Source organism: Streptomyces sp. P9-2B-2 (genome assembly GCF_030406865.1).
Lineage (GTDB): Bacteria > Actinomycetota > Actinomycetes > Streptomycetales > Streptomycetaceae > Streptomyces > Streptomyces platensis.
Genome location: NZ_CP129126.1, coordinates 8,070,934 through 8,097,492, shown reverse-complemented (window position 1 = coordinate 8,097,492; position 26,559 = coordinate 8,070,934). Strand labels below are relative to the sequence as shown.

Sequence of the window (26,559 nt, the reverse complement as noted above, 5' to 3'; positions counted from 1 at the left end):
TGTGTCGCGTGTGGGAGCGGCGGCTCAGCGGCCGTTCTTGAGGGTGGAGCCGCAGGCGACCACGTCGGTGTCGGCGCGTGCCGAGGTGTTGAGCGGGATTTCGGTGCGCAGTCCGGAGATCTTCGCGCCGCCGAACTCGCCACCCTGGATGGTCACATCGGAGACGCGCTGTTCCATGTCGTGGCCCAGCTGGAGCATCCCCTTCTGCCCGGGCTTGATGGTGATCCTGATGTCGCCACTCTTCGACTCGGTGTTGGTCTCGCTGTACTGCGCGGAGGCGCCCACGCCCAGCTTGTCCTTGACCAGGGTGATATCGACGCTGGCACCGACATTCCAGCCCCAGCTGAAGGTGCGGGTGCCGCTGAGCGTCTGGTTTATTTCCGCGGCGCCGGGACTACAGTTCTGAATGGGTCCGATGCCCATCCCGGCGTTGTCCACGTCGAACCACTTGGTCACCTGCTTGGAGTCCAGGGTCGTCGACGAGCAGGACACCTGGCTGTTGTTGCACTGTTCCAGTGCGCGCTTGACCTCTTCCGCGGAATTCACCTGGTAACCGTTGTCGTAGGTGACAGAAGGGCTGCCTTCCTCCACCCACTTGTCGGTGTGGCCATTGACGTCGGGGAGGCTGGAGCCCTGTGCGGCGGATGCCGCGGGCGCCGCCAGGGCGAGCGCGGCGGCGACGGCGCCGAGAGTGAGCGCCATACGGGATACGGAGGTGGATGTGGAGATCAATGTTTCCTCGCTCTGTTCTGGGTCATTCCGATGTGCAGGAAGGTGTGACGGCGGCGCTTTCTGCGATATCCGGGTGGTTCAGCAGCCCGTTTCCTGGAGCTTCGGCCGGTCGACGAGACCGGTGATCTCGAAGCAGTGGTTTCGGTTGGTGTCGGTCACCGCGGCGGTGTCCACCGTGGCGTAGTCGACAATGCTGGTGCTGAGATCGATCTTCGCGCCGGTCGCTTCCTCGGGGAAATACGCCTTCCAGGTGTCATTCACCGGCCGGACGTTGTGGCAGTAGTTCTTGCCCTCGGCGTCACGCCACTTGTAGCAGGTATTGGCGAGGATGCCGGCGTGGTTGGTGATCTGGATGTAGTTCTGGGAACCCGCGTAAGCGGCGGGCGCGGAGAGTACGGTGGAGAAGCACGCGGCCCCCACCGCGAGAAGACCGAATACAGCCCTTTGGTTGATCTGCACGGTAGTTACTCCCTCTTGCACTGTCCGGTGGCGCCGGGAGAATTCGACGCCGTGCGATGAGTAAGTCATGAGAAAGCTGCCGAATCAATTGGATCCGGCTAAGACTTCGGTACCCGGAGATTCCCCTTCGGGGCAACCACGAGAAATGCCACGGGAAGACGGGAACCACAGCTTTCGACCACGAGGAACCACGGTTCGCGCCGGCAGCGGACCACAGGAGCGCCGGCCGCCCACGGCCATACCGAAAGCCCCCCACCCGAAGAGGACGGTGAGGGGCTTCTGCGTGAAAGTGAGGGGCTACTGGCTCAAAAGGGAGGGTCGCGGGGGCTCGCGGCCGTACGACCGCGCTCAGCAGTCCGCCGGGTCGCTTCCCCCGCGGCTCCTGCCCGCTTCGGCCAGCGCCGCCGCCAGGTGTGGGCGTCCGGTGATGCCGAGCTTGCGGTAGGCACCGGTGAGATGGGTTTCCACGGTGCGCAGGGAGACAACGAGGAGTTCGGCGATCTGTTTGTTGCTGTAGCCCTGCGCGGCCAGGGTGCCGACGCGTTCCTCCCCTGCCGTCAGCCCCCGGAGGCCCTGGCTTCCGGAGCGGGCGACGCGTCCGCCGGCGAGGTGCAGCCCCTCCTCCAGTCGGGTGGCGAGCACCGTGGCACCGCACCCGACGGCGAGGTCCAGGCCCTCGCGCAAGGTTCTGCGGGCGCCACGCTTGTCGTCCCGGCGCAGCAGGGCGACACCGAAGTCGTGGCAGGCGCGGGCGAGTTCGAGACGTGCGGGGGTGGGTCGGAGTACGGTCACGGCCTCGGCCAGCAGGTCGAGCCCCCGGGAGCCCGCTGCGGCCAACCCCGCGGCCCGCAGCGCCACCCCGAGGGCCCTGGGGAGCCGGCAGCGCCGGGCGAGGTCCAGCTCCTGTTCGGCCAGCGCGTGGGCCGACTCGGCTTCCCCCAGGGCGAGATGGACGGGCACCGCGCGAGAGCGCCACGGGGACATCGCCGGGCTGACCGTCCCCAGCGCCTCGGAGTGGTGGCCGCACTCGCGGAGCAGGGAGAGCCCGGATCGCGGCTCCCCCTGGGCGATCCGCAGGGCGGCCAGGCTCATCAGGAACCGGGGCCGTTCCCACGCCACTTCCGTCTGTCCCGCCACGGCATGGGTGACCGCGACGCGCTCGGCGGCCTCGACCCGGCCCTGGGCGAGCAGCGCGTCGATCCTGATCGTGTCCAGGGTCAGCGCGTACGGCAGCCGCCCGGTGGGGGACGCGTGGTCGGCGGCGTCCTGAGCCGCGGCGAGGGTCTCGGCGATATTGCCGCGGCGCAGCGCCAGTACGGCGCGGTAGACCGTCAGGGAGGAGACCAGCAGTTCCATGCCCCGGCCGGAGATCTCCCGGGTCAGATGGCGGTTGAGCCGGTCGGCCGTGTCGAGTTCGTCGAGGTACAGCAGCGTCTGGGCGACGAAGTAGTGCAGCGGGAACAGGTCGTGGGAGAACGCCGGCAGGTTGACGGACGCCCGCTCGACGAGAGCGGTGACGTACGGGGCGGGCAGGGCCGCGCGCAGGGCGTGGAAGGCGCGGATGGCGAGCAGTTGGCGTTCGCCCGCCGTACGGTCGGCCGGCTCGTCGTCCCGGTCGGGGGACGGCGCCGGGGCCGGGCCGGTGACGGACGGCCTCTCGAACTCCATCCAAGAGCGCAGCGCGCTCATCCGCAGCGCCAGCTCGCGATCGGCGGCCCCGGGGCCCGCGGTGGGCCGTTCGCTTAATGCCGCGATCTTCCGGTCCACGCTCGACAGATCCGTCCGGGACCCCCGGGAGAGGAGCAGGGAGTAGGCCAGCACCCCCAGGGCGTCGCTGCGGGCCGCCTCGTCGGTCAGCCCTTCCAGTGCGCCGGTGACGCAGGAGATGGCCAGCGCGGCATCGTAATGGCTGGCCGCGGTGCCCAGTTCCAGGAGCACCCGGGCGCGCTCGGGCTCGTCCAGCGGCTGGTGCAGCGCGGAGCGCAGATAGGTCACGGCGGTCTCCGGTGCGCCGCGGCGCAGTGCCTCGGTCGCCGCCCGGCGCAGCGCCGGCAGGACCCAGGAGCCGTGCACCGGGCCGGCCGCCAGCAGATGGGCGGCGACCTCCTCATCGGGGCGCCCGCTCAGACAGGACACCTGGGCCGCCCGCGCATGCCCGACGCCGAGTTCCTCGGGTGACAGCGTGGCCAGCACGGTGTCGCGGACGACGGGATGGGTGAAGCGGGGGTCGCCGTCCGCCCGCAGCAGGCCGAGCGACCGCAGCTCCTCGGCGGCGGACTGCACCACGGCCCGCCCGGTCCCGCAGTACGCGGCGAGCAGCTCCGGCGGCTTTCGGTCGCCCAGGAAGGCCAGGGCCCGGGCCAGCGCCACGACCTCGTCGGACGCCTGGCAGAGCCGGTGGGAGATCTCCCCGCCGAGCGTGGAGAGGGTGACCGTGGGAATCCGGTCCCGGAATTCCGTCGTCGGCTTCACACCGCTGCGCTGGGCCTGGTGGAGCAGGGCGCGGACGAACAGCGGATGCCCGCCGGTGGCGGCGTGGCAGGCGGCCCAGAAGGCCGCTTCCGGCTCCTCGGCGCCCCAGAGCGTCCGCACCAATTGCCCCACGCCGTCCACGTCGAGCGGCTCCACGACGAGGGTGTGGCAGTTCGCGGGCCGGACGAGCTCGGCGAACAGCGGATCGAGCCGTCTGCCCTCGGCGCTGCGGGTGGTCACGGCGATCAGTACGGGGTGGCTGTCCGCGCGCCCGATGAAATGGACCAGCCAGCGCAGGGACGGCTGATCGATCCACTGGAGGGCGTCCACGGCCAGGAGCAGGGGCTGCCGGCGGGCCAGCCGGGAGACCAGTGCGTTCAGTTCCCGCAGCGTCGTCGCCGTGACATTGGCGTTCTCGGGCAGCGGATCCGTGGCGGCGGCGTCGTCCAGGGCCCGGAGCGTGGCCGCCGCCGACCCTGCCAGCAGGCGTGCCCGGTCGGTGTCGGAGACCGCCGCCAGCAGCGGCTTGAACAACTGCCGGACGGCGCCGAAGGCGAAGGCGCGCTCCAGGGGGTGGCAGCGGGCCCGCAGCACACGGAACTGCCCGTTACGCTCCCACCAGGTGCTCAGCAGGGCCGATTTGCCGATGCCGGCCGACCCTTCGAGCTGTACGACGCGGGGACGGCCGGACAGTACCTCGGCGGCCACGGCGTCCATGGCAGCGAGTTCGCGTTCGCGCCCCACCAACGGCCAGTCGTCACCGCACGCGTCACGGGAATGTGCGAACGTCACCAGTTGCTCAACTCTCGTCGTTCTCGTCTGGTTTTCGAGACGTTCCGATGACGACTGCGGTTGCCTGAGCCGGTCGCCCAGATGTGTGTCCGCGGCCGGTGCGTGCCCTTACATCCCGGCGTCGCGTGCAACCATGTCGCAACCTTGCCCGGAGTTAACTGGACCGGCGCCGCCGGGACGGCTCGATGAGCACGATCCGGGCGGGTCCGGGCGGCCCGCACCGTCCCACCGAACGACATCCGTTTCCGCTGGTCAGGAGCGGAAGGGCCAGGAGAGGACGACACATGTACCCACCGGGGACAAAGAATCTGCCGGTCAGCCGCCCCGCCACGAGGCCGGGCCGCTTCTGGAAGCCGGGCCGTTTCTGATGGCCGCCGGCGACGGGTGCGAGACGGCCGCTCCGGGCCCCGCGGCCCCGGAGCGCACGGCGCGGATCGGGCTGACCGCGGCGGCGACCGAACTGCTGCGGCTGCTGCGGAAGGAGCACGGCCCGCTGATGTTCCACCAGTCCGGCGGCTGCTGCGACGGCAGCGCCCCCATGTGCTACCCGGCGGGGGAATTCCGTACGGGATCGTCGGATGTGCTGCTGGCCCGGCTGGGCGTGGAGGGCGTGCGGGAGCCGGTGGACTTCTGGATGTCGGCCGACCAGTTCGCGCGCTGGCAGCACACCCATCTGACGGTGGACGTCGTACCGGGGCGGGGCAGCGGGTTCTCGCTGGAGGCGCCGGAGGGAGTGCGCTTTCTGATCCGCTCACGGTTGTTCACCGAGGAGGAACGCGCGGGGCTCAGCGGCTGAAGCGGCAGGCGGCCGGGTGCCGGGTGCCGGGAGACGCCGGGCGGGCACAGAGTGAGGCCCCACGCACGGGGGAGAGCGTGGGGCCTCACTAGTAGAAACGGGTGGAAGGCGGTTCAGGTTCCCGCACGGTGAAGATTTCGCGAGAAAATCTTGTACGGACCGGGCGCGGTGCCGTCCATCCCGCCCCTCAGGCCTCGCCCTGCACCAACCGTTCCAGCATCTCCTGGAAGTCCGCGTCCGCCACCACCCGCAGCCCGCCCCCGTCCGGCTCGCTCAGCGGGGTCATCACGCCCCGGCGCCACCAGAACACCCTGGGGCTGATGGCGCCCGCCGCGTCCTCGTGACCGGCCGCCGCGAACTGCGCCATGGCCTGAAGCGCCGGGATGACCTGCGCGTCATGGATACGGTGGAACGCCAGCTGGTGCCGGAAGGGCAGCGCGACCAGCGCACCGTCCGGCGTGAGCCCGGTGCCCATGAGCCGCTGCACCAGCTCGTCGAGGACCAGCACCCGGCTCGCGGTGAAGAATGAGTCGCCGAGCAGCACCTCGAACGCCGAGCCGTCGCCGCGCCGCACCGTCTCATGCCCTTCGACCGGCAGCGCCCGCAGATTGTTCATCGCCCGGATCCGCAGCTCGGCCACGTCCCCGAGGTCGGTCAGCGAGTCCTCGCTGAGCATCTGCACCGCCTCGGGCAGATCGAGGGCGAGCACTTCCCGCAGCCCCGGCGCCGGCGCCCGGCCGTAGCGGAAGGAGTCCGAGGCGGGCAGCGTCTCCTGGGCGACCACACGGGGGTACAGACAGGCCCGGATCTCGTCCTCGCTGAGGATCTCCAGCGGCTGCGGGCCGTCCATCGTACGGAGCACCTTGCCGACGTGATCCCGGATCAGCACGGGCCAGCTGCGCTCCCCGCGCCGGTCGCGGTGGCACACCGCGGCGAGGTTGCCGAGGCCGAACTGCCGGCCGGCGGAGTCGGTGACCACGCCCGCGTACGCGGTGACTTCGAGCCCCCGTTCCGCGAAGGCCTGCCGGACCTGTGATCTGAAGACACCGCCCTCGCGCTCGGAGAAGAAGCTGAACTCCCCGTCGCGTGCCAGGTCGCGGGAATCCCGCTTCGGTCCTCGGCGGAACAGGCCCATCTCTTCCTCCCGGCAGCGGCCACGCACAACGGCCATGAATGGGCCGATCGTAACGGGTGCCCCGCCGCCCTCGTCGCCCTGCTCGCCGCCGCTCACGGAGGTGACCGGCGCGGGGAGACGGGGCGGCGGGGACGGGAGGGAGGAGGGAGGAGACGGGACAGCCCTCAGCCGCCGATCGTGACGTCGATACAGGCGTAGAAGGCGTTCGCGGTGTCGGCGATGTTCCAGACCGCGAGGATCTTCTGCTTGCCGGTGAGGCCGCCGAAGTTGACGGTGTGCGAGACCGTCGCCGGTGGCTGCGCACCGCCGTCATTGAACTCGGCGACCTTCCGCCCGCCGGCGAAGTATTGCCAGGTACTGGTGGAATGACGGGCGGTCAGCCGCCAGTTGAAGGTCTGGGAGCTGCCGATCGGGGTGACTTTCCAGCCCTTGCTGTCATCGTCGAGTTCGGCGAACCGGCTGTTGCCGCCGCTACAGCTGGTCAGCCCCTTCGGGCCCTCGACGCTCTGCGGCTCCCACTTGATCGGACCGCATTCGATACTGCCCGCGGCGCACTGCGCCTGCCGGCTGGGCGGCGAGGACACATAGCCGTGCGCGCTCGCCGGGTTGACCGGCAGGGTGACAACGAGCAGCGGGGCGAGGCCCGCACCGAGGGCGAGGGCCAGCTTTCTTTTCTTGTGCATGTCAAACCTTTCGCGAGAGAGGCCGCCACGCGAGAGCGGTGGACCCGACGCCGCCGCGGCGCCGCACGTCCACCCAGGGGGAGCCTCATCGAGGGGGGTGGATGACGCGAAGGTGCACACCAATTGGTCTAGACTTTACTCTCTGACCGCGTACGGTCAAGAGGCGCGGAGTGTGGGAGCGGTGCGGTGCCATGTCGACGGCAGACCATGGCGGCGGCCGCGCGCGTGCCGGACCCTCAGGCGTCCAACTGGCTGCACTTGTAGCCTTCTTGATTCAGCGTCAGGCTTCCAAGGCGCCCCCGTCAGCGAGCGGAAGAGACCCCGGCCGGTGCGCTGGAGGCCCGGACGACCAGGTGCGGAGCGAGCCGGATCGTGCTGCGTGGGCCGGGGTCTGCGGCGGACGGCCGGCGGCTCAGCAGGCGGGCGGCCTCGGCGGCCAGTTCGCCGACCGGCTGGCGGACGGTGGTCAGCGCGGGGTCGGCGAGACCGGCGAGCGGGATGTCGTCGAAGCCGGTGACGGCGACCTCGCCCGGTACGTCCGCACCGAGCTGCCGCAGCCGCTGGAGGGCACCGGCGGCGATGAGGTCGTTGGCGCAGATCAGGGCGTCCGGCCGGGAGGGCCAGAGACGGTCGACGGCGGCGCGTCCCCACTCCACCGAGAAGTCGCCGAGCGCGACGCGCCCGGGGGCTTCGGGGTCCAGCGCCGCGGCCCCCGCCTCGTAGGCCGCACGCCGCTCGACCGCCGCCGACGCGGTCCCGGCGGCTCCCACGAAGCAGGGGCGGCGGCGGCCGGTGGCGGCCAGATGATCGAGTACGAGGGCCATACCGGCGGCGTTGTCGACGGCGACGGAGTCGGCGACGCCGGGGCCGCAACCGCGGTCGAGCAGCACCAGCGGCACCTGGGCAGCCGCGCTCGCCACCGCCTCCCGGCTGCGCCGCTCGTCGACGGGTATCAGCAGCAGCGCGTCGACCCGCCGTCCCAGGAACGCGCCGATCCGGGCCGCCTCGGTCACCGGGTCGTCGTCACAGTCGGCGAGCAGCACGGCCCGCCCCTCGGCGTGCAGCGCATGCTCCAGCTCCCGGACGAGGGAGGGGAAGAAGGGGTTGGTGATCTGCGGCAGGACGAGACCGACGGTGCCGGTGGAGCGGCTGCGCAGGGCGCGGGCCACCTGGTTGGGGCGGTAGCCCAGCCGCTCGGCCGCCTCGCGTACGGTGCGGGCGGTCTCGGCGCCGACCGGACGGGTGCCGGCCAGCACGCGGGAGACCGTGGCGATGGAGCAGCCCGATGCCAGCGCGACGTCTTTCAGCGTGACTTCGGCCACCGTCTCCCGGCTCCCTTCGCTCGGCCCGCCCGGACCGGAGGGAGCATACGCTCACCTGTCCGCCTGGCAAACGTTGTCCCATGCGAGGTGGTTCTCCCCGCCACACCGGCCGCACTTCGTCCCGATAACGCCCGGTAGGCCAGAGATTGAACCGTTGACAACCGGCCAGTCCATGAGTCAAGTTTCCGGAGAACGTTTTCCCATGGTGCGCGCTCGTGGCTGACTTCCCGCCCGGGCTCGCCATGGGTGACCGCCGGGCGCGCTGTGCACCGGAGGCCATGCCGGCCCCGCATCACCACTCCGCACCACCTTTCCGAGCAGCAGAGCAAAGGGGCTCTTCCGTTGGCCAGAAAGATCATCCTCGACTGCGACCCGGGGCATGACGATGCGATCGCCATGCTCCTGGCACATGGCAATCCCGATGTCGAGCTGGTCGCCGTGACGACCGTGGTCGGGAACCAGACGCTGGAGAAGGTGACCCGCAACGCGCTGTCCGTGGCGCGGATCGCCGGGATCACCGGCGTGCCCTTCGCCGCCGGCTGCCCGCGTCCGCTGGTCCGGGCCATCGAGACGGCGCCGGACATCCACGGCGAGACCGGTCTGGACGGCCCGGAGCTGCCCGAGCCGACCATCGAGCTGGACCGCCGGCACGCGGTGGACCTGATCATCGACACCGTGATGTCGCACGGGCCCGGCGAGATCACCATCGTCCCGACCGCGGGGCTGACGAATATCGCGCTGGCCGTCCGCAAGGAGCCGCGGATCGCGGAGCGGGTCCGCGAGGTCGTCCTGATGGGCGGCGGCTACCACGAGGGCAACTGGAGCGCGGTCGCCGAGTTCAACATCATCATCGACCCCGAGGCCGCGCATATCGTCTTCAACGAGCGCTGGCCGGTCACCATGGTCGGCCTCGATCTGACGCACCAGGCACTGGCGACCCCCGAGGTCGATGCGAAGATCGCCGCGGTCGGCACCCGCCCCGCCAAGTTCGTCGGTGAGCTGCTGGACTTCTTCCGCGAGGCCTACCGCGAGAACCAGGGCTTCACCTACCCGCCGGTCCACGACCCGTGCGCGGTCGCCTACGTCATCGACCCGGACGTGATGACCGTACGGAAGGCCCCGGTCGACATCGAGCTGCGCGGTGCGCTGACGGTCGGGATGACCGTCACGGACTTCCGGGCGCCCGCGCCGGACGACTGCACCACCCAGGTCGCGGTCAAGCTGGACCACGAGCGGTTCTGGAACCTCGTCGTGGACGCCCTGGAGCGGATCGGCGACATCGAGGCATGAACACATCCACCGCCAAGAACACCGCCACCGAGATGAGCACCGCCACCGGCCGGCGCCCCGCCGAGGGGACCGGCGGCGGGTCCGGGGTCCGTATAGGCGTGCTGGTCACCGCGCTGCTCGCGGCCTGTTTCGCCTTCCAACTCAACGCCAGCATGCTCAGCCCCGCGCTGAAGAACATCGAGGACACCCTCGGCGCCAGCTCCGCGGAGATCGGCCTCACCCAGACCGCGTTCTTCACCTCGGCGGCGCTGTTCTCGCTCTTCCTCCCGCGGCTGGGCGATGTCATCGGGCGCCGCCGGGTGCTGGCCGGAATGCTCGGCCTGATGGTCGTCGGCTGTGTCGTCGCCGCGCTGGCGACCAGTGTGCCGATGCTGTTCGCCGGCCGGATCATCCAGGGTGTCTCCGGTCCGGTCGTCCCGCTGTGTCTGATCATGCTGCGGGTGGAGGTGCGGGAGCCGAAGCGGTACGGCACCCTGCTGGGCGTGATCACCGCCGTCAACGGCGGTATCGCCGGGGTCGACTCCCTCGCGGGCGGCTACCTGGCCGACAGCCACGGCTTCCAGTCCGTGTTCTGGGCGATGGCGGTCGTCGCCGCCCTGGCTGCCGTCCTGGTCGCCACCCTCACCCCCGAGTCGAAGGCGGCCGCCGCGACCCGGATGGACTGGCCCGGGGTCGCGCTGCTCGTGGTCTCGGTCGGCTCGCTGCTGATCGCGCTCAACGAGGCGGGCAAGCTGGCCGCCGCCAACTGGCCGCTGATCGCCGTCCTGTTCGTCCTCTCCGCTGCTGCCTTCGCGCTGTTCTGGCGGACCGAGAACCGCAGCGGGCACCCCCTGGTCGCCACCAGGCACCTCAAGCAGCGGGCGACCTGGGCGACCCTGCTGACCACCGTGCTCACCATGACCGGCGTCTTCGCCGTCATGAACGGGCTGATCCCGGCCTTCGCACAGGACGCCCAGGCCGGACTCGGCATGAGCGCCGAGCAGTCCGCGTGGTGGACGCTGTCGCCGTACGCGCTCGCCGGGCTCGCCATGGGCCCGCTGGCCGGCCGCCTGGCCGCGACCTTCGGCTACGGGCGCGTCCTGCGGTGCGGTCTGGCCGGGTCGGTGGCGACGGTCGCGCTGATGCTGCTCACGATGCACAGCCAGTCGCAGATCCTGCTGCTGGTGACGTCCGTCCTGGTGGGCATCGCCTACGCGGGCGTGGCGAACATCGTCCTCAACGGGCTGGGCATCGTCCTCTCCCCCAGCGAGAACCCGGGCTTCCTGCCCGGTCTGAACGCGGGCGCCTTCAACCTCGGCGCGGGGCTCAGCTTCGCGCTCCTGTACGCGGTGAAGACGGCCGCGTCCCCGGCGGACCCGTCGTCGTCCGGTGGCTACACCGCCGGCATGATCGCGGGCGTGGTCATCCTGGCCGCGGCCATCGCGACGTCCTTCCTGATCCCGAAGCCGGTGGCGGCCGAAGCTCAGGACTGAGGCGCCCGCCGGACACCACGGGCCGCCCGCCGACCGCGAAATCCGGTCGGCGGGCGGCCCGTTGCGGTGTCCGCCGTCAGTGGTGTCCGCGTGCGGTGTCCGCGGCCCCGCCGAAGAGCCGTGCCACGGCGCGGAAGGGCAGGGTGACGACGGTGGCGAGGGCGCCGCCGATCGACCTGAGAACGTCTGCGATCGCACGCAACATGAGGGGACCTCCGTCATGACCGTCCGGCACCACATCTCAAGTGCCGCCGTCGGCCGGGTCGTTGGGCCGGGAGCGCCTGCCGGGGCGGCAGGTCACCCGGGTGTCGTGTCGTCCGTCCAGCGCAGGATGGCGCCGAGCCCGCCGGACGGTGCCCGCTCGGGGTCACGGACCACCACGATGTCGGCGCCGCTGGCCACCGCCGACCGCACCAGCGCGTCATCCGCCCGTGCGGCAGCCGGACGCGTCTCGCCGAGGTACGGCAACTCCGTGCCCCGTACGCCGAGTTGGTCGACTTCGGAGCCCACCCAGACCTGCCGGGCGATGTCCGAACCGTGCGGGCTGACGAGCAGGGTGTCGATCCGGTGTTCCCGCGCCGCCTCGATCAGGGCGGGGATGCCGGCCGCGGCGTGCGGGGCGCTCTTGCCTCCCGGCCCCGCACCGGTGCGGAAGCGGTCCGCCACCTGCGCGATGTGTTCACGTTCCTGAACTGCCCTGACCTGGGCGATGTCCCGGTCCACCAGCGTACTCTCGGCGCCCGGCGCCCGCCCGCCGTGCTCGCTCTCGTAGGTGAGGGCGCGCAGCGGTTCGGGCAGCTTGTCGTGCACCAGGTGGCGTTCGCGGGCGTCGCCGATCAGGACGATGGCCTCGGCGCCGCACTCCTCGAACGCCTTGCGCACCGCATCGGCGATCTCTCCCGCGTTGTGTTCCCAGGTGTTCTCCACCTTGGCGCGGAAGTGGCCTTCGGACCAGTCGCCCGAGGCGGTGCGGTGCAGGGGCCAGTCGGCGCCGCTGACCTGGCCGGCGTCCTCGGTGCCCCGTTCGCCGAGGACGGCGAAGTCCGCTCCCGCCCGGTCCAGACGGACCACCAGGCAGACCGGGTCGTCGCCGACCGCCGCCAGGAAGGGAGTGACTCTGGGTACCGGCCCCCAGGCCGCGAACGGGGTGGCGGGAGGCCCGGGAAGCGGCGTGTCGAGCACGATCTCACCATGGGCGGCGAACAGCACCCGCCCCGAGTGCTCCCCGGACTCGCCCGCGTGCCGGGTGAGCAGTGCTTCGTGCACCGCACCGCAGGTGGCCTCGTCCGCGCCGAGCGCGAACAACTGCGCCGTGGTGGCGCTCGCCGTCAACTCTTGCTGTTTCTCGGCGTCCTCGGTGCTGTGCGAGATATCGGCATAGACGGATGCCCAGGGGCCTGGCCGGTCGATGACCGGTTGCAGGAGCGAGATTCGCATGGCGCTGCCTCCTTGGCTTCCTCGGATTCCGTGGATTCTCCTGTTGGTGCGTGGGCCGTCATCAGTGGGCTGCCTTACGAATTCCCGTTCCCGAAAGGCGTATGCATCAAGGGCATATGCATCTGCCGTGACGTTCCGTGCCTGACCGCACGTTTTCCGTAGGCGGGCTTGAAAGGGCGCCGCCGGGTTGTTAGGGCTGAGGGAGCAGGGAAACTGGGAGTAACGCGACGGGTCTGTATGACTCGTGGAGCCGGAGGCACCCATGGTCATGGAACACGGAACGGACAAGACCGGCCCCGCCCGGGACGAGATGATGAAGAAGCAACTACGGGGGCAGTTGACGGCGGAGCGTTCCCTGCGGACGGATGAGGAGCATGAACTCCAGCCGGCGGGCGAGGACCAGCCGGTGGCGGCGTGGTCCCCCGAGAGCGAGTTCCGGGGCGGCACACCGAGCGGCATGACCGAGGAGGACGTGGGACTGCGCTCCGAACTCGCCCAGCACCTCGGGCGCAGCCTGTACCCGGCCGACAAGTACGCGATCATCGAGACTCTGCGGCGCAACAACGCACCGGACCGGCTGGTCGCCATGGCCGAGCGGCTGCCCGCCCACGAGCGGTTCGGCAATGTGCAGGGCATCGCCGAGGCCGTCGGGATCGCGACGGAGCACCGGCGCGCCTGAGGCCGGGCCGGTCCGCTCGTCCTGGCGCTGCCGGGAGCCACCAGGAGGCGGACAATTGGTCGTAGAGCACCTGCCGCACCCCGCGGCCGGGCGAAGGGACGGGAAGAGGGAGGGCGGTTATGTCCGACGACGCGATGGGCGACGAGGTCTACCAGCCGCCCAGATCCGACCCCCGGGACAACCCCAACGCGCTCGACATGGAGGACGCCCTGGACGAGCCGGACCTCGACCAGACGCTGGACTCCGGCTATTCGCCGCCCGAGCGGCCCTTCGTGGTGAACCACGAGGGAACCACCGCGCGCGAGCTGCACGACCGTGAATCGCTGGAGCACCGGCTGTCGGTGGAGGTACCGGAGGTCTGCGCACCCGACGGCGACGGGATCGGCGATCTCCCGGGCGGGGTGGGGGAACCGACCGACCTCGAATGCGGCGAGGAACGGGCCGGCCGGCTCGTGGGCTCCGACGAGGGGTTCTGGCGCGGCGGCAGCAATGACATCGCCGCCCGGGACGTCGGAATCGACGGCGGCGCCGCGTCGGCGGAGGAGGCGGCGGTGCATATTGCCCGGGACGACGCGGGGGACGTGGAGCGGGAGGTCTAGGGGGTGTCCGGGCGGATATGAACGTCGAGCACCGATTAAATGGCGCACGCATTGCCCCGGTGACCTGGCCGCCGAGCACGATCGTGTGATGCCGTGTTGCCGCAGCAGATATTCCAGCGGCGTTTCACGGAATACCGAGTGCCGCGGATTCGCCACGAACAGCGATTTTTCGTCGGGCCGGACCGGCTCCACCGGATCGGCATGCGGGCCGCTCAGGACGTCCAGAAGGCCGTCGCTCAGAGGAATCGCGCATGTCGATCACGATGAGCGCCCTGCCGGACATGGCGCCCCCGGTCAGCCGGGCTGTCCCGGGTCCTCGGAGACATGACCGTCCTCCAGCGCCTGGCCGAACGACAGCGTGCGGCCCTTCTTCTTCCGGGGCAGCGGGCGGTAGCTGCCCCGGTCCCAGACGATCACGGTGCCCGCGCCGTACTCCCCCGCCGGGATCACGCCCGCCCATGTGGCCACCTGCCCTTCGTGCCGGTGGCCACATCTCTCACTGTCGCGCGGGGCGCCCGGCGACGCATGTGCGGCCGCCTCGCCTCCGCACGGGACCCGGCCTACACCGTCCTCCCCCAACGTGCCGCCATGGGTCTGCCGCCCGCAGAATGACAGGGGAGCCAGGTGTACCCGGGCGCACACCGGTTAGCCGACAAGGCACCACGGTGTGCCCGCGCCGGCCGACGGCCCGCACCGGACGGTGGCCCTGTTCGGCCCGGCGCTCCGAGCACCATCCTCGACCGCAGGAGTCCACGTGAAGCGACGTCGTCCTCGGATCGTGATCGTCGGAGCCGGCTTCGCCGGTTACGAATGTGCCCGCACGCTCTCCCGGCAGGCCAAGGGGGCCGCCGAGATCGTGCTCATCAACCCCCATGACTACTTTCTGTATGTGCCGCTGCTGCCGGAGGTGGCGGCCGGAATCCTGGAACCCCGCCGGATCTCGGTCTCCCTCACCGCGACCCTGCCGGGCGTCCGGCTCGTCCTCGGCGAGGTCCACGAGGTGGACTTCGATGCCCGCCGGGTGACCTACACCGACCCCGAGGACCGGGACGGTTCGCTGTCCTACGACCGGCTGGTGCTGACCGTCGGCAGCGTCAACAAACTGTTGCCCGTCCCGGGCGTCGCCGAGCACGCCCACGGCTTCCGCGGGATGCCCGAGGCGCTGTACCTCCGCGACCACATCACCCGGCAGATCGAGCTGGCCGCCGAGGCCGAGGACCCGGCCGAGCGGGCTGCCAGGACCACCTTCGTCGTCGTGGGCGCCGGCTACACCGGGACCGAAGTCACCGCCCACGGTGTGCGGTTCACCGACTCCCTGGTCCGCCAGAACACCGGCCTGCGGGACGGCCCACGCCCCCGCTGGCTGCTGCTGGACATCGCCGACCGGGTGCTGCCCGAGCTCGACGAGCGGCTGTCGCACACCGCCGACCGGGTCCTGCGCTCCCGCGGCGTCGAGGTCCGCACCCGCACCTCCGTCAAGGAGGCGACCCCGGACGGGGTCCTGCTGGACGACGGCGAGTTCGTCAGCAGCCACTCCCTGATCTGGTGTGTGGGCGTACGGCCGGACCCGCTGGTCGAGTCCTTCGGGCTGCCCACCGAGAAGGGACGGCTGTGCGTCGACAAGTTCCTGGGCGTGCCCGGCCGGCCGGAGGTGTTCGCCTGCGGTGACGCCGCGGCCGTGCCCGACCTGACCCGCCCCGGTGAGATGACGCCGATGACCGCCCAGCACGCCCAGCGGCAGGGCAAGGTCGCGGCGCAGAATGTGGCGGCGTCCTGCGGACAGGGCACCCCGCGCGCCTACGAGCACCATGACCTGGGCTTCATGGTGGACCTGGGCGGCATCCAGGCCGCCGCGAACCCGCTGCACATCCCGCTGTCCGGCCCGCTCGCCGGGGTGGTCACCCGCGGCTACCACCTCCTGGCGATGCCGGGCAACCGCGTCCGGGTGGCCACCGACTGGCTCCTGGACGCGGTGCTGCCGCGGCAGGCCGTCCAGCTGGGTCTGGTCCGCTCCTGGTCGGTGCCGCTGGACACCGAAACCCCCGAAGTGGCCCGGGTGGGTGGCAGTTCGTAACAGCCGGGGCGACCCGGAAGTGCCGGGACGCCCACTGCGGAGGGTTCTGCTTGGCTGACCGGTGAATGGTCCGTGCGGCGTGTACGGGCGGTGTGTACGGGCGGCGTCCGCAAGCCGTCGGGCACAGGATTCCGGAGGCGAGAGATGGACCTGCACCGCAGCCCGGCCGCCCGGCATGGCGGGACACGATGAGCGGGCAGCTCACGGACCGCGCCGCACCGGGCGACCCGCAGACCTTGCCGGCGCTCCGTATCGTCGCGCCCGAGATCGAGGGCCCCGAGGACGTGGTGGCCGCTGCCGACGGCACGCTCTTCGCGGGGGCCGCGGACGGTGCGATCTGGCGGCTGCGCCTCACGGCGCCGGGCGCGGTGGACAACGCGACGGCCGTGGCCCACACGGGCGGCAGACCGCTCGGCCTGCAGCCGCTCCCCGGCGGTGAGCTGCTGGTCTGTGACGCCCGGCGCGGTCTGCTGTGCGTCGACCCGCGGCACGGGAGCGTCCGGGTGCTCGCCGACGAGGTGGCCGGCGCGCCCCTGCGGTTCGCCAGCAATGTCACCGCGGCGGCGGACGGCACGTTCTACTTCACCGTCTCCAGCCGTCGTTACGGTCTGGACGAGTGGCTGGGCGACTTCCTGGAGCACACCGGAACCGGACAGCTGCTGCGCCTGCGCCCCGGCGGCACGCCCGAAGTCCTGCTGGACGGGCTCCAGTTCGCCAATGGCGTCGCCCTCGCCCCGGACGAGTCCTTCCTGCTCGTGGCCGAGAGCGGGGCCCGCCGCCTCAGCCGCTACCGGCTCACCGGCCCCCGGGCCGGCACCACCGACACCCTGGCCGACGAGCTGCCCGGCTACCCCGACAACCTCTCCCTCGGTCCCGACGGCGCATTCTGGGTTGCCCTGGCCCGACCCCGGTCAGCCGGTGTGGAGTTGCTGCACGGTATGCCGCGCGGGGTCCGGCGGACGGCCTGGGAGGTGACGAAGCGACTGCGGCTCTCGCTGCCTCCGCACCCGACGGCGCGGGTCCTGGCGTTCCGCCCCGACGGCGGCCCGGCCTGGGATCTGACTGCCGAGCGGTCTCCGTACCGGATGGTCACCAGCGTCTGCCGGACGGAACATCTCCTGGCGCTGGGCAGCGTGGCGGAACGCGGTATCGCCGTCTGCGCGTTCTCCGGCGCGGACGGTTCGTCCCCCGCACGCTGACCCGCCGGACGAACGCTGCCCGCCCACCGCGCGTGCCGTGGCGTGCCGGGTCGCTACACCACCCGATCCGCTTCGGCTTCGTCCTCCCCTGGGAGCCGCACATCGCTGACCGCGATATTGACCTCCACGACTTCGAGGCCGGTCATCCGCTCCACCGCGGAAATCACGTTCTCCCGGACCGCCTGCCCCACATCGGGGATGACCTCGCCGTACTCGACGACGATGTCCAGGTCCACCGCCGCCTGTTTCTCGCCGACTTCGACCTTGACACCGTGCGTGGTGGTCGTGCCGCCCCCGGGTACGCGTTTACGCAGGGCTCCCACCGACCTCGAGAGCCCGCTGCCCAGGGCATGGACTCCTTCCACATCACCAGCCGCCAGGAAGGCGATCTTCGCGACCACACCATCGGCGATGGTCGTGCGCCCCAGGCTCCCGGTGTTCCGCGACCCGCGCGCTGCGGACTCGGTCATTGCGCATCACCCCAGTGCTCCATTGAGGGGAAGTCTTCGGCCCTCTCTTCACGCTATGGCCGTACGGGTGACGCTGCCTCCCGAAAGCGGCCGCGACAGCCATCAGCCCCTCGGCGCGGCACTCCGCCTCGTTTGCCGATACGGCAAGGAAGCTTGTCATTTTCGCCGGCTCGGGCGGAACATCCCGGCAAGGGCGGCAGGCCACGGAAACGGCGCTGCCGCACCGCACCGAGGAGCACGACCGAGGAGGACTCTCATGGCCCATGACGTCACCGTCCCGGACGAGGAGTACTGGGACGCCCGCTACGCGCAGAGCGACCGGATGTGGAGCGGCCGCCCCAACTCCGCCCTGGTCCGGGAGGCCGGCGACCTCTCCCCGGGCAGCGCACTGGACCTGGGATGCGGGGAAGGGGCGGACGCCATCTGGCTCGCCGAACAGGGATGGCAGGTCACCGCCGTCGACATCTCCGGTGTCGCCCTCGGCCGGGCGGCCGGGCACGCGACGGCGGCCGCGGTCGCCGACCGCATCATCTGGCAGCAGCACGACCTCGGTGCGACGTTCCCCGCCGGCACCTTCGACCTCGTCACGGCCCAGTTCCTGCACTCGCCCAGCGACGCCATGCCGCGCGAGGACATCCTGCGGAAGGCCGCCGCTGCCGTCGCACCCGGCGGTGTGCTGCTCGTCGTGGGCCATGCGGGACTGCCCGCCTGGGAGCCCGGCTCCGAGGTGCACCTGCCCACTCCGGACGAAGTCCTCGCGGGCCTCGGACTCCCCGACGGCCAGTGGGACCTGCTGCGCTGCGAGGAACACCCGAGCTTCCGGACCTGTCACGACGGAAAGCCGGATCCCCGCACCGACAACACCGTGAAGCTCCGCCGCCGGGCCGCCTGACCCCCGTTGCGCCGACCCCGGCGAGCGGTCCCCACCCCATCGGAATGCGCCAAGTCCCGTACGGCACAGGGGTGTTGACCGCCGCCCGGGTCCGGGCCCCGCGATAAGGTCCTGGCCCCGGACCCGCCCCGGGCCTGCCGGGACCGGGGGCAGCGGGGGCTTGCGGTCACCAAGGACATCTGTCAAAAGGGTGCCGCTCCCGGTGGCAGATCCGTATCGTCTGCTCGCGCCGGAGCCTTCTCGCCCCGGGATCTCCGCACGAGATCTCCCCCGGGCGCCCGTGCCTTCGATGGCAGTGCCAGCAGCTAGGGAGCAATGGTGACACCCCTGATCGTACCCGTCATGATCACATTCGGGATCTTCCTGCTCGCCATGGTGACCGTGGGCATCTGGACGTATCAGGACACCGTGACCTTCTCCGACTTCGCGCTGGGCGGGCGCCGGCTGAGCGCACCGCTGGCGGCGCTGTCCGCGGGTGCCAGTGATATGTCCGGCTGGCTGTTCCTGGGACTGCCCGGCGCGGTGTACGCGGCGGGGATCGGCGCCTCATGGATCGCCGTCGGCCTGGCCCTCGGCACCTATCTCAACTGGCTGCTGGTCGCGCCGCGGCTGCGTACGTACACCGAGCTGGCCGGCGACGCCAAGACGCTCTCGGCGTATCTGGAGGAACGCTTCGAGGACGGCAGCAGAATGCTGCGCCTGGTCTCGGCGACCGTCACCGTGGTGTTCTTCACCGTCTACGTGGCGAGCGGACTCCTGGCCGGGGGCGTGCTGTTCGAGGGCATCTTCGGCGGCGGCTTCGAGTTCGCCCTGACCGTCTTCGCCGTGGTGATCGTCGTCTACACCGTCCTCGGCGGCTTCCGCGCGGTGAGTGTGACGCACTCGATCCAGGCCACGGTGATGTTCTGCGCGGCGGTCGCACTCCCCGCGATCGGCATCGCGACGCTGGGCGGCTTCGGCGCACTGCGCGGAGCGCTCAACCGCGAGAGCCCCGCCCTGCTGGACATGGGGGCGGAGGCCGGCTTCGACGGCAGCCGGTGGACGTCCGGTGGGCCGCTCGGCGCGGTGGCGGTCATCTCCCTGCTCGCCTGGGGGCTGGGCTACTTCGGCCAGCCGCACATCCTGGCCCGCTTCATGAGCATCCGCAGCACCAGCGAGATACCCCGGGCCCGCCGGATCGGCGTGGCCTGGGTGGTCGTCTGCCTGGCGGGCGCCTCGCTCGTGGGACTGGTCGGAATCGCCGCGCTCGACCAGGCACCGGACAACCCGGAGACCGTCTTCATCGCACTCTGCGCCCAGTTGGTGAACCCCTGGGTCGCCGGCATCCTCCTGGTCGGTGTGCTCGCCGCGATCAAGTCCACCGCGGACAGCCAGCTGCTGGTCTCGGCGATGGCCCTCACCGAGGACTTCTACCGGGCGTTCGTCAAGCGGCAGGCCTCGGACGCGTCCATGGTGCTGGCGGCCCGCGCGACAGTGGTCGCGGTCGCGCTGGTGGCCTACGTCATCGCACTCAGCGGCGGCGCCGTGCTGGACATCGTCGCCTACGCCTGGGCGGGCTTCGGTTCGGCCTTCGGCCCGGTGATCCTGCTGTCGCTCTACTGGCCGCGGATGACGCGAGCCGGGGCGATGGCCGGGATCCTGACGGGGGCGGCCACCGTCGTGCTGTGGAAGCACATCGACCCCCTCCTCGGGCCGCTCCAATCCGGCATCTACGAGATGGTGCCGGGGGTCCTCGCGGCCACCGCGGCGGCACTGCTCTTCGGCAAGTTCGTCGGCCGCCCGCCGCGCCGCACCTGGTCGGGCTCCATGGAACGGAAGCCCGCCACGACGGTTCCGGTCGGCTGAGGTCAGTGTTTCGCCTCGGCGGCGCACGGCGGGGCCTGCTCCTGGGTCGTCAGACCCTGCCGGTAGGCACCGCAGGCGACCACGGAGACCGCCCCCTTGGCGCCCTGTCGCAGGAGCACAAGGGTCTTGTCGACCGGGGCCGCGTTGGCGCCCGCCAGGTAGGAGACGTAGCCGGTCGCTCCGTCGAAGCTCATCCCGCTGGTGAGCGCGGTCAGCATGGACCGGCGGTCGGCGTGCTTGTCGCGATACGTCACATCGGCCGCCCGGGAGAGGACATGGAAAGCGTCGTACGCCACCGCCGCATGGCCGTCCTCGCGCCAGGGGTCGGCGCCGTCCGTCGTGTCGCGCACGAAGCGGTCATAGACCTCGACGAACTCCCGGGTCTTCTGACTGGCCCGCTTGTCCGTGACCGGCATCCGATGTGACGAGTAGTAGAGCCGCAGCCAGCGCTTGTCGCTGAAGGAGCCGGTCTGCGCCACCATCGTCAGCTCATTGCCGCCCAACACCGTGATGTCGTCCTCGATACAGGTCCCCTGGGCGTTCAGCGCGTTGATGAAGGCGATGAAGTCACGGGCCCGCGCGGACCAGACCACCACGGAATTCGGCTGCGTCTTCAGCGCCCGGCACACCGTTTCCGCCAGGTCGTGGGCGCTGGAAACCCGGGGGGTGCCGGCGGGCGCCCGCCGGAAGTCGCCGTCCTGCGCGAAATTGATCACCTGCGAACTTCCCGGGAAGTCGTGGCTGAACTTCCCGGTCAGGCTTCTGCTGTACAGATCCGCCGGACTCTGCACGATGACGGCCTGTTCCGCCGGGGCGCAGCCGCCCTCCCCGTTCCGCCGTTCCACGATGTCGAACTTGCCCGCGAAGTCCGCCCCGATCCGGGACTCCGCGCTGTTGGCCGGCGCGAAGGGCCAGTAGCTCTGGTTGTCCCCGTCCAGCATCTCGTCGGCGGTGGCCGTGGTCCCGACGGTAGGGATGCCCGCCGCGCTGAGCACCTTCAGGGCGGCCCGGGTCTCGTCCCGGCTCTGGGAGTAGCCGAGGACGCCGATGACCTGCTCGTAGGGCTTGCGACGGCTGCCATCGTTCTGCTCCGCGACGAGCTTGCGCGCTTCCTGCTCGGCGTCCCGGAATTCCGCTCCGGCGCTGCGCACCTCCACCCGCAGCGGCACCCGGGTGTCATCGGAAATGGCTTCGTCGTTAAGCCTCCGCTGCCACAGGGCGATACCGCGCAGTTCCGGGATGCTGCCGTCGAACCGGGTGTTGATCTCGGTGGTCGGCCGGTTCGACTCGAAGGCCACCACGGTGCGGACCGTGCTGCCGGCCGCGGCGAGGGCCTCGGCCCGCTTGTTCTCCTTACGGATCGCACCGGTGGCGGCGTCGTACCACTCCTTGGGCCGGACGCCGACCGGCTCCGCCTGCGCGGAAGCGGCGACGGAGTCGTCCCCGCCGACGCAGGGATGGGCCGGCGGCCCCTGGACCACCCCGAAGACCCATACGCCGAGCACGGCTGCGGATACCACCGCGCCGGCCGTCACCAGCGAGGTCGTGGTCTGCCAACTGGTGCTGAAAGTCTTCGGGTTCACCTGCGGAATGGGCAGGCCGTGCCGGGTCAGGGGTTCGTCGCGGAAGGTCACGAGGACCGCGCGGCCGTCCTTCTGGGTCAGCTGGAGTCCCGCCTGCGTGAGGTTGCTCTCCGCCGGGCCGCCCAGCTCCGCCAGCAGCGCGTCCGAGGGCCGGCCCACCGCGATGACCAGCGGCCCCGGCGGCTGCGCCGCGGCACGCGCCCGGTGGAACGCGCGCAGGAACCGCTCGGCCTGCTCCGCCCCCGCCGTTCCCTCCCGGGGCACCTCCACCAGCAGCACCGGCCGGGCGGTCCGGCGCCGCCGCCTGGGCAGCAGCCGGCCGGGCTGCGGCACCCGCAGATCCTCCAGCAGCGCCCGCACCAGCAGATCCTCCAGCCGCTGGAGCGACTCCTCCCGCTGGGGGTGCGCCTCGTCGAGCGCCAGTCGCAGCACCTGCCGCTGGGCCATGTCGTCCAGCACCCGGAAGAGATTCTCCTTGCCGCGCTCGGCGTGGAGTTCGGCACCCAGCCACCGCGTGCGGCGGAACGGTGACAGACGCATCGGCCGGACGAGCTCCCGGGTCTTGCGGAGCGCCCACCACCAGCGCGGAAAGGTCTGGGTGAGCGGCAGCCAGAGGACGCCGAGCAGCCAGCCGTAGAAACTCGCGGCCGGAGGGCTCTCACCGCCGCCGAGCTTCCAGAGAACGGCCGGCAGCCCGCCCCGCCGCACCCGCTGCTCATAGGCCCGGTCACGCAGCGCCTTGGCACCGGCGGCCGCCCCGGCACCGGCGCCGTGTTCCATGACGTCCGCGATCACATCGCGCAGCAGCGAGAATTGCGGAAAGCGGTCCGGGGTCAGGTGCCGGGGAATCCCGTATCCGAGCCGCTCCCCCGCCACCGCGGCCAGCGGACCGCTGCCCGCGGCCCCGGCTTCCAGTACGGCGTGCGGCAGGAGTTTTCCCATGTCGTCGAGCGGCTGGCGTAACGCCTCGACGACCCGGCGGACCCTTCTGTCGTACTCCTCGCCGTGCCCCGGCACCCGCAGCAGGAACAGCGGCGGCTTGGTCGACAGATACGCGCGGTCGGCGGGAGCCACCGCCGTGGGAAGCTGCGCGACGAACGTGTCGGCACCGGTGTCGTCAGGAAAATGCGCAGGCACACCAAAAGGCACGGTCATGATTCCCCCGAATCCAAGTCACCCCACCCACAAGTGATTTCCACCATATCCGAATGCCCCTGCGGCAAACCCGGGAACGCGTCATCTCCGCACGCGAAGAATTCGATCACATAAGCCCCTCGCGGAATTCGCCCGCCGCCTCGGGGCGTATATGCCGCGACGGAAAGATCCTCTGCCCACGGGCAGAGCAGGACGGCAGGATGTGACTCGGTGCGACACAGCACGGAGCCCCTCGACCGTCGCCGACCGGGCGCAGTACCCGCATGCGTACGGGGTCGTCCACGCAACTCGCGCCCCGCCTACCAGGGTTGCTCCCCGGCCCGCCGCCACCAGGCCCGCCCGCCACATCAGACCCACTTCAATGCGTGTCGACACCTTCACCACAAGTAAGTGAACTGTCCGCATAGCGGGCGTTCACGCCGTACGCGGAACACGTTCCCCAGACTCGTCAGGCTCACCGAACGTCACCACCAATGAACAGGCACGACCATGAGTCGGACAAATACCCGGTCCCCCCAGCACTCCCCGGAGGCCGGGCAAAACTCCGAGTCCGTGTTGTCGCACGGCCTCAAGCAGCGCCATCTGTCGATGATCGCCCTCGGCGGGGTCATCGGCGCGGGGCTCTTCGTAGGCTCCGGAGTCGGCATCGCCGCGGCCGGACCGGCCATCGTCCTCCTCTTCATGGGCACCGGCGCGCTGGTCATGCTGATCATGCGGATGCTCGGCGAGATGTCCGCGGCCCGGCCCTCCACCGGCTCGTTCTCGGTGCACGCCGAGGAAGAGGTGGGCTCCTGGGCGGGCACCACCTCGGGCTGGATGTACTGGCTGATGCTCTGCGCCGGTGTGGCCGCCGAGGCCACCGCGGCGGGCACGATCATGCACCAGTGGGTGTCGTTCATCCCGGCCTACGGCTGGGTGGCGATCTTCATGGTGTTCTTCTGCGCCAGCAATCTGACCGCGGTCAAGAACTTCGGCGAGTTCGAGTTCTGGTTCTCCGCGATCAAGGTCACCACGATCGTCGCGTTCCTGGTGCTGGGCCTGCTCGGCATTCTCGGAGTGTTCGGCGACGCCCCCGGCACCAGCCATCTCACCGGCCACGGCGGCTTCTTCCCGACCGGTGCCGCCGGGCTCGCCGCCGGGCTGCTGACCACCATTTCCGGGTTCGCCGGTCTGGAGACCGTCACCATCGCGGCCGCCGAGTCCGACAACCCGAGCCGGAACGTCGCCCGCGCCGTCCGCACCGCCGTCTGGCGCATCGCCGTCTTCTACATCGGCTCCATGGCCGTCGTCGTCACCCTGGTGCCGTGGAACGACCCGAAGGTCGCCAAGGACGGCCCGTACGTCACCGTGCTCGACACGCTCGGCATCCCGGCGGCCGGCACGATCATGCAGATCGTGGTGCTGGTGGCGCTGCTCTCCGCGATGAACGCCAACATCTACGGCTCGTCGCGGATGGCGTACTCGCTCGTCAGCCGGGGCCAGGGCCCGCGCTTCCTGGCCAAGGTCACCAGGGGCGTGCCCGCGGCGGCGGTCCTGGCGTCCTGTGTGTTCGGCTTCGCGGCCGTGATCGCCGGGATCGTCTGGCCGACCACCGTGTTCGCCTGGCTGCTGAACATCGCCGGCTGCTCGGTGCTGGTCGTCTGGTCCATCGTCTGCCTCACCCAGCTGAAGATGCGCCGCCGTCTGGAGCGCGAGGCCCCCGAGCAGCTCTCGGTGCGGATGTGGGCCTTCCCCTACCTGACCTGGCTCACCTTCGCCGCCATCCTCGGTGTCTTCGCCGTCATGGCCGCCAGCCCGGACGGCCGCCAGCAGCTCATCGGCACGGCCGTCGTGGTGGCGGCGCTGGCCGGCGCCGGACACCTCAAGCAGCGGCGCGACGAACGGGCCGCCGCCAACAGCTGAGCCCGTACATCGCTACGGCCGGTCCGGCGAATCTTGCCGCGGTCGCATCAGGGCGGCCCGCCCAAAGGCGCGGGCCGCCCTGATGCGCCCTGAAGGCGACCTGATCTGCCGGACCGGCCCCGGGACCCACTCACTTGTTCCCGACCGGCGGGCAGTAGCCGGTCTTCTCGCCGATGGTGTTGATCTCGGCATTGGACCTGGAGTCGCCCGCGTAGTTGACCTGGTCGGTGCAGCTCGTCCCGGGCTTCTTGGGGGTACCCGAGGGCTTGTCACCCTTTTCCGGCGTCGGGCAGTGGCCGGTCTTCTCGCCGATGGTGTTGATCTCGGCATTGGACCTGGAGTCGCCCGCGTAGTTGATCTGGTCGGTGCAGCGCGCCCCGGACTTCTCGGCAGTGCCCGTCGTCGCGCCCTTGGCGGAGTCCTGAGCGGTCTTGCCCGCGGAAGTGGGACGGGCGGACGAGGAGGGTGACGAGGCATCGGTGCCGCTGCCCTGGCAGGCGGTGAGCCCGAACGCGGCGACCGTGATCACCATGGCGGCTGCGGCCTTGCGGGCGTGGCGGAGGGCGGTGTGCGACATGTTCTTCCCATTCGATCCAGTGCTTCGGGCTCGGAAGAACAAGACTGTCGGCCGCTGCTGATGATCTACCGCTGTCTGACTAACGCCCCACTAACGTCCGGGCCGATGACGGGTGTTGCGCCGGGTCCGCCGGGTCGTTCCTGGTGAGCGGCCCGAACGACCGGGCGCGGTGGTGGCGTGCGCGGTCAGGCCCTGCCGTGCGCGGTCAGGCCCTGCCGTGCGCAGTCAGGCCCTGGCGTACGCAGCCAGGCCCTAAGCCTGTCCCCGGCACATCGACGCGGGGGGCAATCAGGTGCCGTCGCCCCGCCAGATGTTGTCGAAGGCGGCCTTCTCGATGGTGCGGCGCTGCCGCTCCGCTTCCAGCTCCGTGACCGCGTCGTGGACGGCGGCGAGCACGGTGGAGACCGCGTCGTCGACGTCGACCGGCTCGTCTCCGGTGCCTGTGCCGTCGATCCCGGCGGCCGTCGCGAGGGTGGTGAGGACGGCCTCCCGCGAGGTCCAGCGGTCCATCGCCCGGCGGCGGGCGGGCGAATCGGCCAGCACCGTCTGCCCGGCCCCGAAGGGCCGCCAGCGGTGGTGTTCCCGGGTGAGCTCCCCGTCGTCCTCCAGGGCGCTCAGATAGGCCGCCGCCAGGCCGTGACCCCGGCGCCACAGCCAGTCGTCGACCGACTCGTACGGCGGCTGCTGGACGAGCGAGGACGCGGCCTGGTCCAGCAGGCGGTCCGGGAGCGTCGGCCGGTAGCCCGGCACGATCCGCTCACCGTCCAGTCGGACGGCGTCGGCGCTCAGCAGATCGATCAGTTCGGCTCCCGCGAGCGCGAGTGACAGGTCGCCCCGCTCCAGAGCGCGACCGGACTCCGCGTCCATGGCAACGATCAGCAGGTCCCGCGGTGTGGTCATGGAGTGCTCCCTGTCCGGGGCATCAGCAACGGTGAGTCCATGAGCGGCCGACCCGGCCCCTTGTGTGACGCCGAGCGCCGCCGCCGCACATGCC

General features: G+C 71.0%; 22 protein-coding genes and 2 pseudogenes. 10 read left to right on the top strand and 14 right to left on the bottom strand.

The features are described 5' to 3' along the window. Window positions 1–24 precede the first annotated feature (24 nt). From QT196_RS35525 to QT196_RS35515, 3 genes are all read right to left on the bottom strand, one after another. Window positions 25–702 (bottom strand): hypothetical protein, encoded by a 678-nt coding sequence (locus QT196_RS35525; RefSeq protein WP_168482736.1) that lies wholly within the window; start codon window positions 700–702, stop codon window positions 25–27. A gap of 108 nt (window positions 703–810) precedes the next feature. Further along, on the bottom strand, window positions 811–1,191 hold the full coding sequence (locus QT196_RS35520) for a hypothetical protein (protein ID WP_266732845.1): 381 nt from the start codon (window positions 1,189–1,191) through the stop codon (window positions 811–813). Between the two features lie 348 nt (window positions 1,192–1,539). Next, the gene (locus tag QT196_RS35515) at window positions 1,540–4,455 is read right to left on the bottom strand and encodes a LuxR family transcriptional regulator (protein ID WP_168482734.1); all 2,916 of its coding nucleotides are present in this window, start codon (window positions 4,453–4,455) and stop codon (window positions 1,540–1,542) included. Window positions 4,456–4,822: 367 nt separating this feature from the next. Between QT196_RS35515 and QT196_RS35510 the strand changes: the two genes are divergently transcribed. Then, entirely contained in the window at window positions 4,823–5,251 is a 429-nt protein-coding gene (locus tag QT196_RS35510) for a DUF779 domain-containing protein (protein WP_290356401.1), read from the top strand. A gap of 187 nt (window positions 5,252–5,438) precedes the next feature. Here the strand turns inward: QT196_RS35510 and QT196_RS35505 are convergent, their stop codons facing one another. The 3 genes from QT196_RS35505 to QT196_RS35495 form a co-directional block, all read right to left on the bottom strand. After that, window positions 5,439–6,386, bottom strand: a complete 948-nt coding sequence (locus QT196_RS35505) for a hypothetical protein (protein ID WP_168484213.1) — start codon at window positions 6,384–6,386, stop codon at window positions 5,439–5,441. Between the two features lie 164 nt (window positions 6,387–6,550). After that, complete coding sequence (locus tag QT196_RS35500; RefSeq protein ID WP_266732840.1) at window positions 6,551–7,069, bottom strand: lytic polysaccharide monooxygenase auxiliary activity family 9 protein; 519 nt, start codon at window positions 7,067–7,069, stop codon at window positions 6,551–6,553. A 302-nt stretch (window positions 7,070–7,371) separates the two neighbouring features. Continuing rightward, window positions 7,372–8,391, bottom strand: a complete 1,020-nt coding sequence (locus QT196_RS35495) for a LacI family DNA-binding transcriptional regulator (protein ID WP_266732838.1) — start codon at window positions 8,389–8,391, stop codon at window positions 7,372–7,374. A gap of 342 nt (window positions 8,392–8,733) precedes the next feature. Here QT196_RS35495 and QT196_RS35490 point away from each other — a divergent pair, with 342 nt between their 5' ends. Both QT196_RS35490 and QT196_RS35485 read left to right on the top strand, forming a co-directional pair. Next, on the top strand, window positions 8,734–9,681 hold the full coding sequence (locus tag QT196_RS35490; RefSeq protein ID WP_290356400.1) for a nucleoside hydrolase: 948 nt from the start codon (window positions 8,734–8,736) through the stop codon (window positions 9,679–9,681). 32 nt (window positions 9,682–9,713) lie between these two features. Next, window positions 9,714–11,153, top strand: a complete 1,440-nt coding sequence (locus QT196_RS35485) for an MFS transporter (RefSeq protein ID WP_168484212.1) — start codon at window positions 9,714–9,716, stop codon at window positions 11,151–11,153. Window positions 11,154–11,229: 76 nt separating this feature from the next. Here QT196_RS35485 and QT196_RS35480 read toward each other — a convergent pair whose 3' ends face one another. Both QT196_RS35480 and QT196_RS35475 read right to left on the bottom strand, forming a co-directional pair. Then, window positions 11,230–11,358, bottom strand: coding sequence for an LPFR motif small protein (locus tag QT196_RS35480; protein WP_266732834.1), 129 nt, complete (start codon window positions 11,356–11,358; stop codon window positions 11,230–11,232). A 92-nt stretch (window positions 11,359–11,450) separates the two neighbouring features. Further along, on the bottom strand, window positions 11,451–12,590 hold the full coding sequence (locus QT196_RS35475; RefSeq protein ID WP_168482729.1) for a Vms1/Ankzf1 family peptidyl-tRNA hydrolase: 1,140 nt from the start codon (window positions 12,588–12,590) through the stop codon (window positions 11,451–11,453). A 262-nt stretch (window positions 12,591–12,852) separates the two neighbouring features. Here QT196_RS35475 and QT196_RS35470 point away from each other — a divergent pair, with 262 nt between their 5' ends. Together QT196_RS35470 and QT196_RS35465 are read left to right on the top strand one after the other, a co-directional pair. After that, on the top strand, window positions 12,853–13,269 hold the full coding sequence (locus QT196_RS35470) for a DUF2795 domain-containing protein (protein WP_168482728.1): 417 nt from the start codon (window positions 12,853–12,855) through the stop codon (window positions 13,267–13,269). 119 nt (window positions 13,270–13,388) lie between these two features. After that, entirely contained in the window at window positions 13,389–13,868 is a 480-nt protein-coding gene (locus QT196_RS35465; RefSeq protein WP_168482727.1) for a DUF5709 domain-containing protein, read from the top strand. An 81-nt stretch (window positions 13,869–13,949) separates the two neighbouring features. Here the strand turns inward: QT196_RS35465 and QT196_RS35460 are convergent. Further along, window positions 13,950–14,096: pseudogene (locus QT196_RS35460) on the bottom strand (cysteine hydrolase); the annotation flags it as partial. Between the two features lie 96 nt (window positions 14,097–14,192). After that, window positions 14,193–14,327 (bottom strand): annotated as a pseudogene (locus tag QT196_RS35455) (DNA polymerase ligase N-terminal domain-containing protein); the annotation flags it as partial. Between the two features lie 319 nt (window positions 14,328–14,646). Here QT196_RS35455 and QT196_RS35450 point away from each other — a divergent pair. Together QT196_RS35450 and QT196_RS35445 are read left to right on the top strand one after the other, a co-directional pair. After that, a complete protein-coding gene (locus QT196_RS35450; protein ID WP_211117642.1) occupies window positions 14,647–15,942 on the top strand; it encodes an NAD(P)/FAD-dependent oxidoreductase in 1,296 nt (431 codons plus the stop codon). Between the two features lie 188 nt (window positions 15,943–16,130). Then, window positions 16,131–17,141: an SMP-30/gluconolactonase/LRE family protein gene (locus tag QT196_RS35445; RefSeq protein ID WP_168482725.1), complete on the top strand. Its 1,011-nt coding sequence runs from the start codon at window positions 16,131–16,133 to the stop codon at window positions 17,139–17,141. 53 nt (window positions 17,142–17,194) lie between these two features. Here the strand turns inward: QT196_RS35445 and QT196_RS35440 are convergent, their stop codons facing one another. Further along, complete coding sequence (locus tag QT196_RS35440) at window positions 17,195–17,611, bottom strand: Asp23/Gls24 family envelope stress response protein (protein ID WP_168482724.1); 417 nt, start codon at window positions 17,609–17,611, stop codon at window positions 17,195–17,197. A gap of 256 nt (window positions 17,612–17,867) precedes the next feature. Here QT196_RS35440 and QT196_RS35435 point away from each other — a divergent pair, with 256 nt between their 5' ends. Both QT196_RS35435 and putP read left to right on the top strand, forming a co-directional pair. Further along, window positions 17,868–18,503 carry a class I SAM-dependent methyltransferase gene (locus QT196_RS35435; protein ID WP_290356399.1) on the top strand — a complete coding sequence of 212 codons (636 nt, stop codon included), beginning with the start codon at window positions 17,868–17,870 and terminating at the stop codon, window positions 18,501–18,503. Between the two features lie 342 nt (window positions 18,504–18,845). Continuing rightward, window positions 18,846–20,348: a sodium/proline symporter PutP gene (gene putP, locus QT196_RS35430; protein WP_248001467.1), complete on the top strand. Its 1,503-nt coding sequence runs from the start codon at window positions 18,846–18,848 to the stop codon at window positions 20,346–20,348. A 2-nt stretch (window positions 20,349–20,350) separates the two neighbouring features. Here the strand turns inward: putP and QT196_RS35425 are convergent, their stop codons facing one another. Beyond that, entirely contained in the window at window positions 20,351–23,068 is a 2,718-nt protein-coding gene (locus QT196_RS35425) for an ABC transporter substrate-binding protein (protein ID WP_290356398.1), read from the bottom strand. 507 nt (window positions 23,069–23,575) lie between these two features. Between QT196_RS35425 and QT196_RS35420 the strand changes: the two genes are divergently transcribed. Continuing rightward, on the top strand, window positions 23,576–24,988 hold the full coding sequence (locus tag QT196_RS35420; protein ID WP_168482720.1) for an amino acid permease: 1,413 nt from the start codon (window positions 23,576–23,578) through the stop codon (window positions 24,986–24,988). Window positions 24,989–25,118: 130 nt separating this feature from the next. On the opposite strand, the gene QT196_RS35415 is transcribed toward QT196_RS35420, so the two are convergent. Both QT196_RS35415 and QT196_RS35410 read right to left on the bottom strand, forming a co-directional pair. Then, on the bottom strand, window positions 25,119–25,565 hold the full coding sequence (locus tag QT196_RS35415) for a hypothetical protein (RefSeq protein ID WP_168482719.1): 447 nt from the start codon (window positions 25,563–25,565) through the stop codon (window positions 25,119–25,121). 288 nt (window positions 25,566–25,853) lie between these two features. Then, window positions 25,854–26,465, bottom strand: a complete 612-nt coding sequence (locus QT196_RS35410; protein ID WP_168482718.1) for a GPP34 family phosphoprotein — start codon at window positions 26,463–26,465, stop codon at window positions 25,854–25,856. Window positions 26,466–26,559 lie beyond the last annotated feature (94 nt).